At 46.9% G+C, this 12983-nt stretch carries 13 protein-coding genes; 6 read left to right on the top strand and 7 right to left on the bottom strand.

The annotated features are described in order from the left end of the window. Positions 1-28: 28 nt before the first annotated feature. The 4 genes from coaBC to JaK3_RS03570 are packed head-to-tail and all read right to left on the bottom strand — an operon-like array spanning position 29 to position 5557. A complete protein-coding gene (coaBC, locus tag JaK3_RS03585; RefSeq protein WP_068320830.1) occupies positions 29-1240 on the bottom strand; it encodes a bifunctional phosphopantothenoylcysteine decarboxylase/phosphopantothenate--cysteine ligase CoaBC in 1212 nt (403 codons plus the stop codon). A 9-nt stretch (positions 1241-1249) separates the two neighbouring features. After that, positions 1250-1741: a signal peptidase II gene (gene lspA, locus JaK3_RS03580; RefSeq protein ID WP_068320828.1), complete on the bottom strand. Its 492-nt coding sequence runs from the start codon at positions 1739-1741 to the stop codon at positions 1250-1252. Positions 1742-1752: 11 nt separating this feature from the next. Then, positions 1753-4632 carry an isoleucine--tRNA ligase gene (gene ileS / locus JaK3_RS03575; RefSeq protein ID WP_420865684.1) on the bottom strand — a complete coding sequence of 960 codons (2880 nt, stop codon included), beginning with the start codon at positions 4630-4632 and terminating at the stop codon, positions 1753-1755. Then, entirely contained in the window at positions 4607-5557 is a 951-nt protein-coding gene (locus tag JaK3_RS03570) for a bifunctional riboflavin kinase/FAD synthetase (RefSeq protein ID WP_068320825.1), read from the bottom strand. Before JaK3_RS03570 ends, ileS begins: the two co-directional genes overlap by 26 nt. A 39-nt stretch (positions 5558-5596) precedes the next feature. Between JaK3_RS03570 and purN the strand changes: the two genes are divergently transcribed. From purN to JaK3_RS03555, 3 genes are read left to right on the top strand one after another with little or no spacing between them, the layout of a single operon-like run. Continuing rightward, positions 5597-6226, top strand: coding sequence for a phosphoribosylglycinamide formyltransferase (purN, locus tag JaK3_RS03565; protein WP_068320823.1), 630 nt, complete (start codon positions 5597-5599; stop codon positions 6224-6226). Then, positions 6223-7782: an RsmB/NOP family class I SAM-dependent RNA methyltransferase gene (locus JaK3_RS03560; protein ID WP_068320821.1), complete on the top strand. Its 1560-nt coding sequence runs from the start codon at positions 6223-6225 to the stop codon at positions 7780-7782. Before purN ends, JaK3_RS03560 begins: the two co-directional genes overlap by 4 nt. Before the next feature lie 28 nt (positions 7783-7810). Next, positions 7811-9004 (top strand): DesA family fatty acid desaturase, encoded by a 1194-nt coding sequence (locus JaK3_RS03555; RefSeq protein WP_068320816.1) that lies wholly within the window; start codon positions 7811-7813, stop codon positions 9002-9004. A gap of 64 nt (positions 9005-9068) precedes the next feature. Here JaK3_RS03555 and rpmG read toward each other — a convergent pair whose 3' ends face one another. The 3 genes from rpmG to radC all read right to left on the bottom strand — a co-directional run bounded on the left by rpmG (position 9069) and on the right by radC (position 10321). After that, on the bottom strand, positions 9069-9236 hold the full coding sequence (rpmG, locus tag JaK3_RS03550; protein WP_015421876.1) for a 50S ribosomal protein L33: 168 nt from the start codon (positions 9234-9236) through the stop codon (positions 9069-9071). 11 nt (positions 9237-9247) lie between these two features. Next, entirely contained in the window at positions 9248-9481 is a 234-nt protein-coding gene (gene rpmB, locus JaK3_RS03545) for a 50S ribosomal protein L28 (protein WP_011903570.1), read from the bottom strand. 147 nt (positions 9482-9628) lie between these two features. Beyond that, positions 9629-10321: a RadC family protein gene (gene radC / locus JaK3_RS03540; protein ID WP_240480874.1), complete on the bottom strand. Its 693-nt coding sequence runs from the start codon at positions 10319-10321 to the stop codon at positions 9629-9631. Positions 10322-10351: 30 nt separating this feature from the next. On the opposite strand from radC, the gene JaK3_RS03535 reads away from it, so the two are divergent. Genes JaK3_RS03535 through JaK3_RS03525 form a run of 3 tightly spaced genes read left to right on the top strand, consistent with a single transcriptional unit; the run spans position 10352 to position 12953 of the window. Next, entirely contained in the window at positions 10352-10798 is a 447-nt protein-coding gene (locus tag JaK3_RS03535; protein WP_068320950.1) for an FKBP-type peptidyl-prolyl cis-trans isomerase, read from the top strand. 3 nt (positions 10799-10801) lie between these two features. Beyond that, complete coding sequence (gene ispH, locus JaK3_RS03530) at positions 10802-11743, top strand: 4-hydroxy-3-methylbut-2-enyl diphosphate reductase (RefSeq protein WP_068320814.1); 942 nt, start codon at positions 10802-10804, stop codon at positions 11741-11743. Positions 11744-11780: 37 nt separating this feature from the next. After that, on the top strand, positions 11781-12953 hold the full coding sequence (locus JaK3_RS03525; protein WP_068320812.1) for a branched-chain amino acid ABC transporter substrate-binding protein: 1173 nt from the start codon (positions 11781-11783) through the stop codon (positions 12951-12953). Positions 12954-12983: the final 30 nt, after the last annotated feature.

Raw genomic sequence — 12983 nt, 5'->3', positions numbered from 1 at the left:
GAATGAAAGTAAAAAAGTGGGGCGCTACTTAAATTTTCTTGGCAACTAATTGAATGAGTTGACGTGCTAATTGCAGTTTTTCTGCCTTAGCAATTTTCTTGCTCCCACTAGCGTCAATAACAATCAATTGATTGAGGTCGCTACCAAAAGTATCTGGGCCGATGTTACCGACAATCATTGGAATGCCTTTGCGCTTACGCTTTTCGTCGGCATGCTTCTCTAGGTCATTTGATTCAGCCGCAAAACCAACGCAGTAAGGGTAAGGCTTGCCACCCTTGGTCTTCACGGACTTGGCAATATCTAACAAGATATCTGGGTTGGCGACAAAATCCAGGTTTGGCGCTTGATTGCCTTGGCGCTTTAATTTCTCTTTGGCTGGCTTCGCGATTCCCCAGTCAGCAACAGCAGCAACAGCGAAAAAAACATCGCTGTCGGCTGCGCTGAGTGTGGCTGCGTGCATTTCTTTGGCGCTAACTACATTAGTGCGAGTAATTTGGCCTGTTGCCAACAGTGGTGTGTCAAGATCGCAGGGGCCAGCAACGAGATGGACTTGAGCGCCGGCTTCAACAGCGGCCCTTGCGATTGCAAAACCCATCTTGCCTGAGCTGTGGTTCGTAATGCCCCGCACTGGATCGATTGCTTCAAAAGTAGGTCCGGCAGTAATTAGTACTTTTTTGCCAGCTAAGGATTTTTTCTGGAAGAAGGCAATCACTTGCTCGGTAATTTCAGCAGGTTCGAGCATGCGGCCCATACCGACTTCACCACATGCCTGGAAGCCGCTCGCAGGCCCTAGTAGGGTAACGCCATCTGCTGTCAGTCTTTGCGCACTTCTCTGTGTAGCAACGTGCTCCCACATTTGTTTATTCATTGCTGGAGTCAGCAGAAGTGGGCAATCTCTTGCTAGGCAAAGCGTAGTCAACAGGTCGTCAGCTAATCCCAATGAAAGTTTGGCCATCAAATCTGCACTTGCGGGCGCAATCAAAATCGCGTCTGCTGAACGAGATAGCTCAATGTGCGCCATATTGTTTGGAATGCTGCTATCCCATTGGCTTAAGTAAACAGGGTTACCTGTGAGGGCTTGCATAGTTACTGGCGTTACAAATTGCTGCGCGGCTTCAGTCATGACTACTTGTACCGAAGCGCCTTCTTGCATTAACTGGCGTGCAAGTTCTGGAGCTTTATAGGCTGCAATGCCGCCAGAGATGCCGAGAACGATCTTCTTATTTAAGAGTGATTGCATGGCGCCAGCTTAATGGGATTGGGCAGATTTGCCAAATGACTTGCGTAATTCACCCCAAATGATGAGGGCGGCGCCAATACAGATGGCGCTATCGGCGATATTGAATGCCGGCCAATGCCAATTAGCGTAATACAGGTCGATAAAGTCGACTACAGCACCATACATGACTCGATCCAGGACATTGCCCAGGGCTCCACCCAAGATAAGACTCAGGGCTATGCAGAGTAGTTTGTCGCTTTGGCTTTTATACAGCAGCCAAATAATATAAATCGACGCTCCTAGACCAAGGATGGTAAAGAACCAGCGCTGCCAACCAGAACCCTCTGCTAAAAATGAAAATGCTGCGCCTGGATTAAAGAGGAGTAACCAGTTCATAAAAGGTAATACCGGCACAGGTACACCCATTTGCAAATTACTCAGCGCTGACCACTTGCTAAGTTGATCTAGCAAGAGCACGATGATCGCAATTGCGAGGTAACGAAGCAGAGTGAGACTTTTCATATAAAGGTATCTCAGGCAAACAGGCGGTGGTCGCCATCGCCAAATAAGTTGCTGATACAGCGTCCACATAATTCTGGGTGATCAGTATTGCCGCCCACATCTTTGGTGTGATGCCAGCAGCGACCACACTTTTTATATTGGCTGCCACTTACCAATACTTCTAAGCCTGCATTGCTCAACTCAATATTGGCACTAGAGGTGATAGTGACAAAGCGTAAGTCATCTTCAAGCGAATGCAAAATCGCAAAGTCGATATCACCCACTTTGATTGTCAGTTCTGCTTGTAAAGATGAGCCCACATTGCCGGCCTCGCGCTCGACTTCAATTGCCTTGGTAACTTCAGAGCGAATTTCACGAATGCGACTCCATTTGGCGAGTAATTCATCGGCATGAGCAATTTCTGGGAACTGGCCAAACTCTTCCATAAAGATGGATTCAGCAGGCTTGCTTCCTGAACCATGTGGGAAGTCTTTCCATGCTTCTTCTGCAGTGAAGGAGAGGAATGGAGATAACCATTTCAAGAGATTGCGAGTGATGTGGAATAGAGCGTTCTGCGCTGCACGGCGATCAGGGGAGTCAGGTGCGCTGGTGTAGAGGCGATCCTTCAGAATATCGAGGTAGAAGCCGCCTAAATCTTCAGAGCAGAAAGTCAACATGCGCGCGACTGCAGGTTGGAATTCATAAGCTTTGTAGTGTGCTTCCACGTCATTCTGTAATGCATTGGCAAGCGCAACAGCATAGCGATCAATCTCAAGCCACTGGTCTGCAGGCATGGTGTGCTTGCTAGGATCAAAATCTGACAGGTTGGCCAGCAAGAAGCGCAAGGTATTGCGAATACGGCGATAGCTCTCTGTCACGCGCTTGAGAATCTCATCCGAGATCGTCATTTCGCCTGAGTAGTCAGTAGAAGCCACCCAGAGGCGAATAATTTCTGCACCAAGCTTGTCTGCTACTTGTTGAGGGGCAATCACATTGCCCACTGACTTACTCATCTTGCGTCCTTGACCATCCACGGTGAAGCCGTGAGTCAAGAGTGCCTTATATGGTGGCTTGCCATCAAGCATGGCGCCAGTCAGTAGAGAAGAGTGGAACCAGCCGCGATGCTGGTCTGAGCCCTCAAGGTATAAATCAGCCAAGCGACCATTTAGTGTTTCTGCATCAGCAGTTAACAACTCATCGCGGTGTGAGCCACGAATAACGTGCCAGTGCGTTGTGCCGGAGTCAAACCAAACGTCTAGGGTGTCTTTGTTCTTTTCGTATTGGGCGGCTTCTTCGCCCAGCAGTTCGGTAACTTCTAATTTTTGCCAGGCTTCAATACCTTCTTTTTCTACGCGCTTGGCGATTTCTTCAAGGAGTTCAACAGTGCGTGGGTGTGGCTCACCACTTTCTTTATGGACAAAGAAAGCCATAGGCACGCCCCATTGGCGCTGACGTGACAAAGTCCAGTCAGGACGATTGGCAATCATGCTGTTTAAGCGTTGCTTACCCCAGGCAGGGAAGAACTCAGTGCTCTCAATGCCGGCTAGAGCAGTCTCACGCAAGCTAGCTTTGCCATCGGATGGCTTCTTATCCATGCTCGCAAACCATTGTGAGGTAGCGCGGTAAATAATCGGCGACTTATGGCGCCAGCAATGCATGTATGAGTGTGTATAGGTTTTATCGCGTAAGAGGCTGCCCGCTTCACGAATTGCTTCAACAATCTTGGGGTTTGCTTTCCAGATATATTCATTGGCGAAGAGTGGTAACCAAGATGCGTACACGCCGTTGCCCATGACTGGATTGAGAATGTCTTTGTCAGCAAGTTTGTTGGCTTTGCAGGATTTAAAGTCTTCCTCACCATAAGCGGGTGCTGAGTGAACAATGCCTGTACCTGTATCGAGCGTGACATATTCAGCCGGATAAATTGGTGAGAGGCGTTTGTAGCCTTCGTGTAATGGCGCCAATGGATGCCAGAAAGAAATATTTGCCAACTGTGCACCTTGGCAAGTCGCAATCACTTTGCCCTCAAGACCATAGTCCTGCAAACAAGTTTCAACGCGATCTTTTGCGAGGATTAATAATTTATCGCCAACATCTACCAGTGCATAAGTAAGCTCTGGATGAACGTTCATCGCTTGGTTGGCAGGAATAGTCCAAGGCGTTGTTGTCCAGATCACAATTTGACCTGGCTTATTGGGCAACTCAGAAAGTCCAAATACTTTTGCTAGCTGTGGACGCTGAGCATCGTCAAATGCAAAACCGACATCAACTGTTGGATCGGTTTTATCTTGATACTCCACTTCAGCTTCTGCAAGTGCAGAGCCACAATCAAAACACCAGTTCACAGGCTTTAAGCCGCGGAAGACATAGCCTTTTTCCCAGATCTTGCCCAGAGCACGGATTTCATCAGCTTCATTACGGAAGTTCATGGTGAGATAGGGGTTATTCCAATCCCCCAGAACGCCCAAGCGCTCAAAATCTTTTTTCTGTTTCTCAACCTGGACATGCGCGTAGGCGCGTGCTTTAGATTGAACCTCAGCAGTTGGTAAATTTTTACCAAACTCTTTTTCAATCTGAATTTCAATTGGCATGCCATGGCAATCCCAGCCTGGCACATATGCAGAATCAAAACCCATGAGCCAGCGGGACTTCACAATCATGTCTTTCAAAATCTTATTGACTGCATGCCCAATATGAATATCGCCGTTTGCATATGGAGGGCCATCATGCAAGATGAACTTTGGTTGGTTAGCATGTGCGGCACGAATTTTTTCGTAGAGCTTATTTTTTTGCCAGCTAGCAACCCACTGTGGTTCGCGTTTGGCTAAATCACCTCGCATCGGAAAGGAGGTATCAAGCAAATTAACGGGATAAGAGTTTTCTTTTTCAGACATAAGCTTTTTTCTGGAAATAATTTCTGGCATGCGCTGCATCAGATGCAATCGCTTGTGTAAGGGTTTCGAGGTCTGGGTACTTCGCCTCATCACGGATTTTTTCTAAGAGTTCTACGGTGATAATTTTCCCGTATACATCCGCGTTGTAATCAAAGATATGGGTCTCTAGCAATACTCTGCCTTCATCTTCCACTGTGGGTCTGACGCCCAGGCTGGCCACTGCTGGCAGCGGCTTATCACTCAGACCTAAAACTTGTGCGGTGAAGATTCCGGTAGTCGCTGGTTTGCGATGATGTAAGTGATTGGCAACCGCCAAGTTCAAAGTAGGAAAACCTAATTGACGACCGAGCTGTTGACCATGGATAACGTGCCCAGAAATTCCGTAAGGACGACCTAATAATTTTTCAGCTAACTGCATATCGCCACTTGCAAGTGCTGTGCGCAGCGCAGAGCTTGAAATGCGTTCGCCGCCTTCTTGGATCGTTTGAATACTTGACACCTCAAAACCATATTTTTCGCCAGCAGCTTTTAAGCTAGCAAAGTTACCTGCGCGTTTAGCACCGTAGCAAAAATCATCGCCAATCAAAATCCATTTAGCATTTAATCGCTTGACGATAATTTCATAAACAAATTGTTCTGGGGTGAGTTTTGCAAAAGCGGAGTTGAAATGCTCCACAACTACACGGTCAATTCCGAGATCGGCAAGCGCTGCTAATTTGTCACGCAAATTCAGAATGCGGGGCGGCGCTTGTTCTGGGGAGAAGAATTCTTTTGGATGTGGCTCAAAGGTCATGACGCAGCTGACCAAGCCTCGATTCTTGGCGCCATCGACAAGTTCCTTGAGTAGGGCGCGATGACCCCTGTGCACGCCATCGAAATTACCGATGGTTAGGGCACAAGCTGGTCCTGCAGAAAACTGGGTGGGGCCACGGAATACGTTCACAAAATCGCTTTCAGGGTAGCCATCAATTATATTGTGGGCATGCCTTCTATCGTCACCTTAATCTCAGGCCGCGGATCTAATTTCGAGGCCATATACAAAACAGCCCAAAAAGAGCAATGGCCAGTCACATTTGCAGGGGTGATAGCGAATCACTCAGCGGCTAAGGGCCTTGATTTTGCTCGCTCGCAGGGTATTCCGGCTTTTGCAATTGAGCATAAAGAGCATCCCAACCGAGAGTCCTTTGACGCCGCCTTAATTCATCAGATAGACGCTTTAGGGGCTGATTTAGTGGTTCTTGCTGGATTTATGAGAATTTTGACCCCAGGATTTATTCGTCATTTCGAGGGCCGTTTAATCAATATCCACCCAGCGTTATTGCCCGCCTTCCCTGGTTTACATACCCATGAGCGGGCTTTAGAGGCTGGAGTCAAAGAGCATGGCGCTACAGTCCATTTTGTGAATGAGGGTGTGGATGAGGGGCCAATTATTTGTCAGGCCTCAGTTCCGGTGTTAGAGGGGGATGATGCGGATACCTTGGCGGCCCGTGTTTTGACGGCTGAGCATCAAATTTACCCGCGGGCCGTAAAATGGTTCCTCGATGGACGATTGCGAATAGAAGGTAATCAAGTGAAGTTACAACCCCCGGAGTCGCAATTTTTTAAATTATGAGTGCAGAACGTCCACCCCGCAAATCTGGCAGCAGATTAGCCCCCCACAAAAGTTACGCAGCGAAATCGAAAGATCCATTGCGTCGACCTGAGCGTCGCAATGCCAGCGGTAATCTCATCGCGCCTGAAGGTCAAAAGAATTTTTCTAATGCAAAAGCATTGCCACAGCATGCAATTCATCTCGAGCGCTTGCTTCCAGAGTTGCTCAGTTTTGAGCAACCAGCAGACCGAGTAGTCAGTCGTTATTTCAGAGAAGAGAAGCAACTTGGAAATCGTGACCGCGCTTTGATTGCAGAAAGTGCATTTGCGATCTTGCGTCGTAAAAATGAGTTCTCACAATTTGCTTCTAGCGGTGAGGGCTCTCAAGCCAGACGCTTAGCCCTATTGGGTTTGCTGTCCGCTTTGTCTGAGGGAGGATTGGGTTCTGCTAATCGTGCGGAGAGCGCGATTGCTGACTTAGCCCATGTATTAAAAGCTGGTGAATATGAATGGTTGCAACGTTTTGCAACAGTTGATCCTGCTGCCTTAAATCCTCTCGTTCGTAATAATTTGCCTGAGTGGTTGTGGGATGCATTTGGTAAATATCCTGGTGAAGAATCTCGTGAAGAGCTGGCTAAATCTTTAATGCATCCAGCATTATTAGATTTGCGTGCGAACACCATGAAAACCAATCGCGAAGAATTGCTCGCGCAGATGAATGCATTAGGTGGTCGCTATCAAGCAATCCCAACTCCATATGCACCTGATGGTGTGCGCATTATGGGTAAACCAGCATTACAAAATACGCCAGGCTTTAAAGCAGGCATGTTTGAAGTGCAGGATGAAGGTAGTCAGCTCTTGGCTTATCTTCTTGCACCAAAGCGCGGTGAAATGGTCGTGGACTTTTGCGCTGGTGCTGGCGGCAAGACTCTAGCGATAGGAGCCATCATGCGCTCCACGGGGCGTCTATATGCCTTGGATACATCAGAGCGTCGCTTAGCGAATTTGAAGCCAAGACAAGCCCGTAGCGGCCTTTCTAACGTACATCCTGTATGGATTGATAGTGAGAACGATGCCAAGATCAAACGCCTTGCCGGCAAGATTGATCGAGTGCTGGTAGATGCCCCTTGTAGCGGCATGGGTACTTTGCGACGCAATCCTGACTTGAAGTGGCGCCAGACCCCAGAGGGGGTTTTGGAGTTAAACCAGAAGCAAATGAACATCCTGCACTCGGCTGCACGGCTATTAAAGCCAGGTGGTCGCCTGGTTTATGCGACCTGCAGCCTATTGCCTCAAGAAAATCAGGCGATTGCCGAGGATTTTCTGGCAAAACACCCCCAATTTGAGGTTGTTCCAGCTGCCGAAGTTCTTAAGCCATTGTTTCCAAAGGAAAAATTACCTTTAGGATGCAGTCCTGACACTCCTTGGTGGCAGTTATGGCCTCATATTCATGGAACGGACGGTTTCTTTGGAGCAGTTTTCCAAAAGAAGACAGCCGCCCCAGCCCCTGAATCTGAAAAAGACGATCAAAAAGAGACTAAGGTCAAAAACAAGAAGGCCCCTAAAGAACTAAAATAGAGGTTTAGATCTCTTTAGGGAATCCCTTTTGAATACAGCTTCAGGTTTTAATTTGTTTCTCCACTGGCTTGCCAATGGATATTTAGATTGGTCTTGGTGGCAGATTACCGTTTTTACCCTGGTAGCCACCCACATCACGATTGCCGCAGTCACTATCTTCTTGCACCGTTGCCAGGCGCACCGTGCTTTAGATCTGCATCCAATTGTTTCGCATTTCTTCCGTTTTTGGCTTTGGTTAACTACAGGCATGGTGACCAAGGAGTGGGCTGCCATTCATCGTAAGCACCACGCTAAGTGCGAGACTGTAGATGATCCACATAGCCCGCAAGTTTTAGGAATTAATACTGTGCTTTCTCGCGGCGCTGAGCTTTATAAAAAAGAAGCGGCTAACCAAGAGACTCTCGATAAGTTTGGCCATGGCACTCCCGATGATTGGGTTGAGCACAACATTTACTCCAAGTTTTCTTGGCAGGGCGTTGCCATCATGCTCATCATTGATTTGTTTTTATTTGGTGCGATTGGCTTAACGGTTTGGGCAGTACAAATGTTATGGATCCCAATTACAGCTGCTGGCGTGATTAACGGTATTGGCCACTTTTGGGGCTATCGCAATTTTGATTGTGAAGATGCTTCCAGAAATATTGTGCCTTGGGGAATTTTGATTGGCGGTGAAGAGCTGCATAACAATCATCACACTTTTGCAACAAGTGCGAAGCTATCGAATAAATGGTACGAGTTCGATATCGGTTGGATGTATATCCAGATCATGAGCGCTGTTGGTTTAGCAACTGTGAAAAAAACACCTCCTAAACCAGTGCTGAGTCACTTGCGTCCTGCAGATCAAAATACTTTAGAAGCCATCATTGCAAATCGCTATGAAATCATGGCCCGGTATAGCAAGACATTGCGTAGCTTCTTTAGTAATGAGGTGCAGCACATGCAGGTCTTAGCTGCGCATCTGGGTGATGCTCGCACTTGGTTAGCCAAGGACGAGTCACGCTTGACTGAACAAGAGAAGTTAAAGCTTGAAGAGTTGATGGCAAGCAATGCTCAGTTGCGAAAGATGATTGAAATGCGTCGTGAGTTACAAGCAATCTGGAGTCGTTCTTCAGCCACCAAAGAACAATTACTATCGCAGTTGCACGCTTGGTGTCAGCACGCAGAAGAGAGCGGCTTAACTAGCTTGCGTGAGTTCTCTTTGAGATTGCGTCGTTACGCTTAAATAAATTTCTAGACAATAAAAAACCCGCTGATTTAGCGGGTTTTTTATTTGCTGAAAGAAGTAATTACTTCAGCTTTGTTTCTTTGTAAGCAACGTGCTTGCGAATGGTTGGATCAAACTTCATGATCTCCATTTTCTCAGGCTTTGTACGCTTGTTTTTTGAAGTTGTGTAGAAGTGACCAGTACCTGCTGATGACTCTAACTTGATTTTTTCTCTGCCGCCTTTAGCCATTTGTGCGCTCCTTAAATTTCGCCACGTGCACGGAGATCAGACAACACAGCATCGATGCCGTTCTTGTCGATAACGCGCAAACCAGCATTGGTTAAGCGCAAGCTAATCCAACGGTTTTCAGATTCAACCCAGAAACGACGGTTTTGCAAATTCGGCAAAAAGCGACGCTTCGTTTTATTGTTTGCATGGGATACATTGTTGCCAACCATCGGCTTCTTCCCAGTGACTTGGCAAACTTTTGCCATGACATAACTCCATTAATTGCGAAAAAAGAAGATTGTATCAGTCCCAGCCTATTTTGGGCTAGCCCTAATTGTGTTTAGTTTGGGGGAATTGGTCTTAAAAAGGGGCCTCACACCTAAAATCACCCTATAAGTTAGTGTTTACTATCATTAATTGCCATTTTTCATAAGGCCTGCGTCAGAAAAAGAGAAAAAACCGCTGCCACTCACAATGCAATGGTCCAGTAGTTGAATATCTACCAATTGGAGTGCATTTAGGAGCACCTTTGTCAGCTCCTGGTCTGCATCGCTGGGAAGTGGATTGCCGCTGGGATGGTTATGCGCGACGATGAGAGCGCTGGCATTTTTCGCTAGAGCCTCTTTGAGGATCTCCCGGGGGTAAATAGTCGTCTGTGTGATGGAGCCTCTAAAAAGCTCCTCACATTCAATTAAGTGCAGCCTGGAGTCCAAGTAAAGGCAAAGGAAGACCTCATGGGGAAGGCGGCCAATTTTGGCCTGCAAGAACTCCCTGACATGGTTAGGTGATGAAAAGATAGGGTCCTGCGTAAGGCCATCCTCCAAGCTTCGTTTCACCAGCTCATAGGCCGCTTGAATTTGCGCCCACTTAGATAGGCCCATGCCGTGAATCTGGGTTAATTCTTGGGGGCTGCAGGCTAGCAGTCGTGGGAGGCTTCCAAAGTGATGCAGTAGATCCTTGGCTAGAGCCACAGCGCTTTTCCCTTTGACTCCCACTCTCAGAAAAATAGCCAGCAATTCTGCGTCGGAAAGTGCTGCAGCTCCTTTTGTACGCAGCTTCTCTCTGGGTTGCTCATTTTTGGGCCAATCTGTGATTGGAGAATGCACAGCAAGCGCTGGCCTAGATACAATCACCTTATGACTAAGCTTACCGTTTTGCCTAATTCCTATTTGACTCTCAACTATCGGCTCACTTTGCCTAATGGGGAGGATTACATCAATACTTTTATCGATCGTCCTGCGACGGTTTTGATGGGGTCTGGACAATTTGCTCCTTGCTTTGAAAAGGTCTTGCTGGGTTTAGGTGTTGGTGAGAAAAAAAGTGCACTGCTTGCTCCCGAAGAAAGTTTTGGTGAGCGTAAAGAAGATTTGGTGCAATGGGTATCTCTTAAAGCTTTGAAAGAAGGCAGAGATGACGATGTGGAATTTAATCCTGGAGATGTGATCGAGTTCAATGCTCCAGGCGGTGCCCAGTATGCGGGTGTTTTGCAATCGATTAATGAAGAGGGCGCATGGTTTGATTTCAATCACCCTCTTGCAGGTAGACCAGTAACTTTTGAAGCAGAGATTGTGGCGATTCTGTAAATAATGAGTGATTCCAATAACGCAGAAATTTTGATGGCGCAACCGCGTGGTTTTTGTGCGGGCGTTGATCGTGCAATCAATATCGTGAATGAAGCGCTGAATCGCTTTGGTGCGCCGATCTATGTGCGCCATGAAATTGTGCATAACGCATATGTGGTGAATGAACTGCGCGATAAGGGCGCAGTGTTTGTGGATGAATTGCATGAAGTCCCTAAGGGTGGCATTGTTGTATTTAGTGCTCACGGGGTTTCTCAAGAAGTGCGTAAAGACGCTGAAGCAAGAGGTTTGCAGGTGTATGACGCTACATGTCCTTTGGTTACCAAGGTTCATCTTGAGGTCGTCAAAATGTGCAAAGAGGGTTTCACAGTATTGATGATTGGTCATGCGGGCCATCCCGAGGTTGAAGGGACCATGGGCCAGGTTAAAGAGGGTGTGTTCTTAATTGAGAAGCTCGGCGATGTAAGTGCTTTGCCGTTCTCAGCCGAAGAGAAGATTGCATTTGTTACGCAAACAACACTCTCAGTAGATGAGACGAAAGAAATTGTTGAAGCGTTAACCCAAAAGTTCCCCAATATTGTTCAGCCTCGTAAACAAGATATTTGTTATGCCACTCAGAATCGCCAGGATGCTGTGAAATTTATGGCCCCTCAAGTTCAGGTGGTTATTGTGGTGGGAAGTGCTACGAGCTCTAACTCTAATCGCTTGCGCGAACTTGCTGAAAAGCTTGGTGTACCTGCTTACATGGTCGATGCACCAGAGCAATTAAAGCCGGAATGGTTTGCTGGCAAAAAGCGAGTTGGCTTAACTGCAGGGGCTTCTGCTCCGGAAAGTTTGGCCCAGTCTATCGTCAGTCGCATTCAGGAGTTTGGCCCACGACATGTGCGCGCACTAGATGGTGTTGTAGAAGATGTCACCTTTTCTTTACCAAAAAATTTAGTTGATTGAAGTATCGATACATAAATCCATAACAGAGGAGCTGTACATGAACAAATCACACATAACAAAAAGTGCTCTTGCTTTAGCAGCTTCAGCTTTACTACTAGCAGCCTGTGGCAAGGGTGGCGATAAATCTGCTGCAGTTCCATCGGATGCTGTTGAAGTAAAAATTGGCCACGTTGCTCCACTCACAGGCCCCATTGCCCACTTGGGTAAAGACAATGAAAATGGCGCACGCTTAGCGCTCGAAGAGATCAATAAAGCAGGCTTAACCATTGATGGAAAAAAGGTAGTACTGACTTTGGTGCCAGAGGATGATGCAGAAGATCCAAAGACAGCCACGCAAGTAGCTCAAAAGTTAGTAGATGCCAAAGTAGTTGGCGTAGTGGGGCACTTAAATTCTGGAACAAGTATTCCAGCCTCACGTATTTATAGTGATGCAGGCATTACACAAGTATCACCATCTGCTACTAATCCTGATTACACCAAGCAAGGTTTTAAAACGACTTATCGTTTGGTGGCAACTGATGCACAACAAGGTCCAGCCTTGGCTAACTATGTTGCTAATACCTTGAAGGCAAAAACGGTAGCCATCATCGATGACTCCACTCAGTACGGCAAAGGCTTAGCTGATGAGTTTGAGAAAACGATCAAAGCGGCTGGAGTAAAAGTAGTTACTCGCGAAGCGAGCAATAACAAAGCTACGGATTTCAAGGCTATCTTGACGAAGATTAAAGGCAGCAAGCCAGATGTCATCATGTACGGCGGCATGGACGCCACCGGTGGTCCATTAACTAAACAGGCAGCTGAGCTTGGTATTAAAGCGAAAGTGGTCGGTGGTGACGGTATGTGTACCGAGAAGCTTGCTGAATTGGCTGGCGAGGCAGTGGTTAATGTAACTTGCTCTGAGGCTGGTATGGCTTTATCAAAGATGGCGCAAGGTGCGGACTTCCAGAAGCGTTACAAAGAACGCTTTAATACAGATGTGCAAATTTATGCGCCTTTCACTTATGACGCTGTTTATGTTTTAGTAGATTCTATGAAGCGTTCAAACTCAACCGATCCTGCAAAGATTTTGGCTGCTATGCCTGACACAAAAATACAAGGTTTAGTAGGTAATATTGCTTTTGATAACAAAGGCGATATGAAAGAAGGTGTAATTACTTTGTATGACTTCAAAGATAAAAAGAAAACAGTGCTTGATGTCATTAAGATGTAATGACACTTCAATAAAAAATGGCGCCGCTAC

Source organism: Polynucleobacter yangtzensis (genome assembly GCF_001595965.1).
Taxonomy (GTDB): Bacteria; Pseudomonadota; Gammaproteobacteria; order Burkholderiales; family Burkholderiaceae; genus Polynucleobacter; species Polynucleobacter yangtzensis.
Note: the sequence above shows the minus strand (reverse complement) of the source record. Positions and strands in the feature narration are given on the sequence as shown.

What these genes read in the sequence shown, in the direction of transcription:
- purN (WP_068320823.1), top strand. Translation starts at nt 5,597, where the DNA reads ATGCCTTCTATCGTCACCTTAATCTCAGGCCGCGGATCTAATTTCGAG.
- lspA (WP_068320828.1), bottom strand. Translation starts at nt 1,741, where the DNA reads ATGAAAAGTCTCACTCTGCTTCGTTACCTCGCAATTGCGATCATCGTG.
- rpmB (WP_011903570.1), bottom strand. Translation starts at nt 9,481, where the DNA reads ATGGCAAAAGTTTGCCAAGTCACTGGGAAGAAGCCGATGGTTGGCAAC.
- coaBC (WP_068320830.1), bottom strand. Translation starts at nt 1,240, where the DNA reads ATGCAATCACTCTTAAATAAGAAGATCGTTCTCGGCATCTCTGGCGGC.
- rpmG (WP_015421876.1), bottom strand. Translation starts at nt 9,236, where the DNA reads ATGGCTAAAGGCGGCAGAGAAAAAATCAAGTTAGAGTCATCAGCAGGT.
- ispH (WP_068320814.1), top strand. Translation starts at nt 10,802, where the DNA reads ATGAGTGATTCCAATAACGCAGAAATTTTGATGGCGCAACCGCGTGGT.
- JaK3_RS03525 (WP_068320812.1), top strand. Translation starts at nt 11,781, where the DNA reads ATGAACAAATCACACATAACAAAAAGTGCTCTTGCTTTAGCAGCTTCA.
- JaK3_RS03535 (WP_068320950.1), top strand. Translation starts at nt 10,352, where the DNA reads ATGACTAAGCTTACCGTTTTGCCTAATTCCTATTTGACTCTCAACTAT.
- JaK3_RS03560 (WP_068320821.1), top strand. Translation starts at nt 6,223, where the DNA reads ATGAGTGCAGAACGTCCACCCCGCAAATCTGGCAGCAGATTAGCCCCC.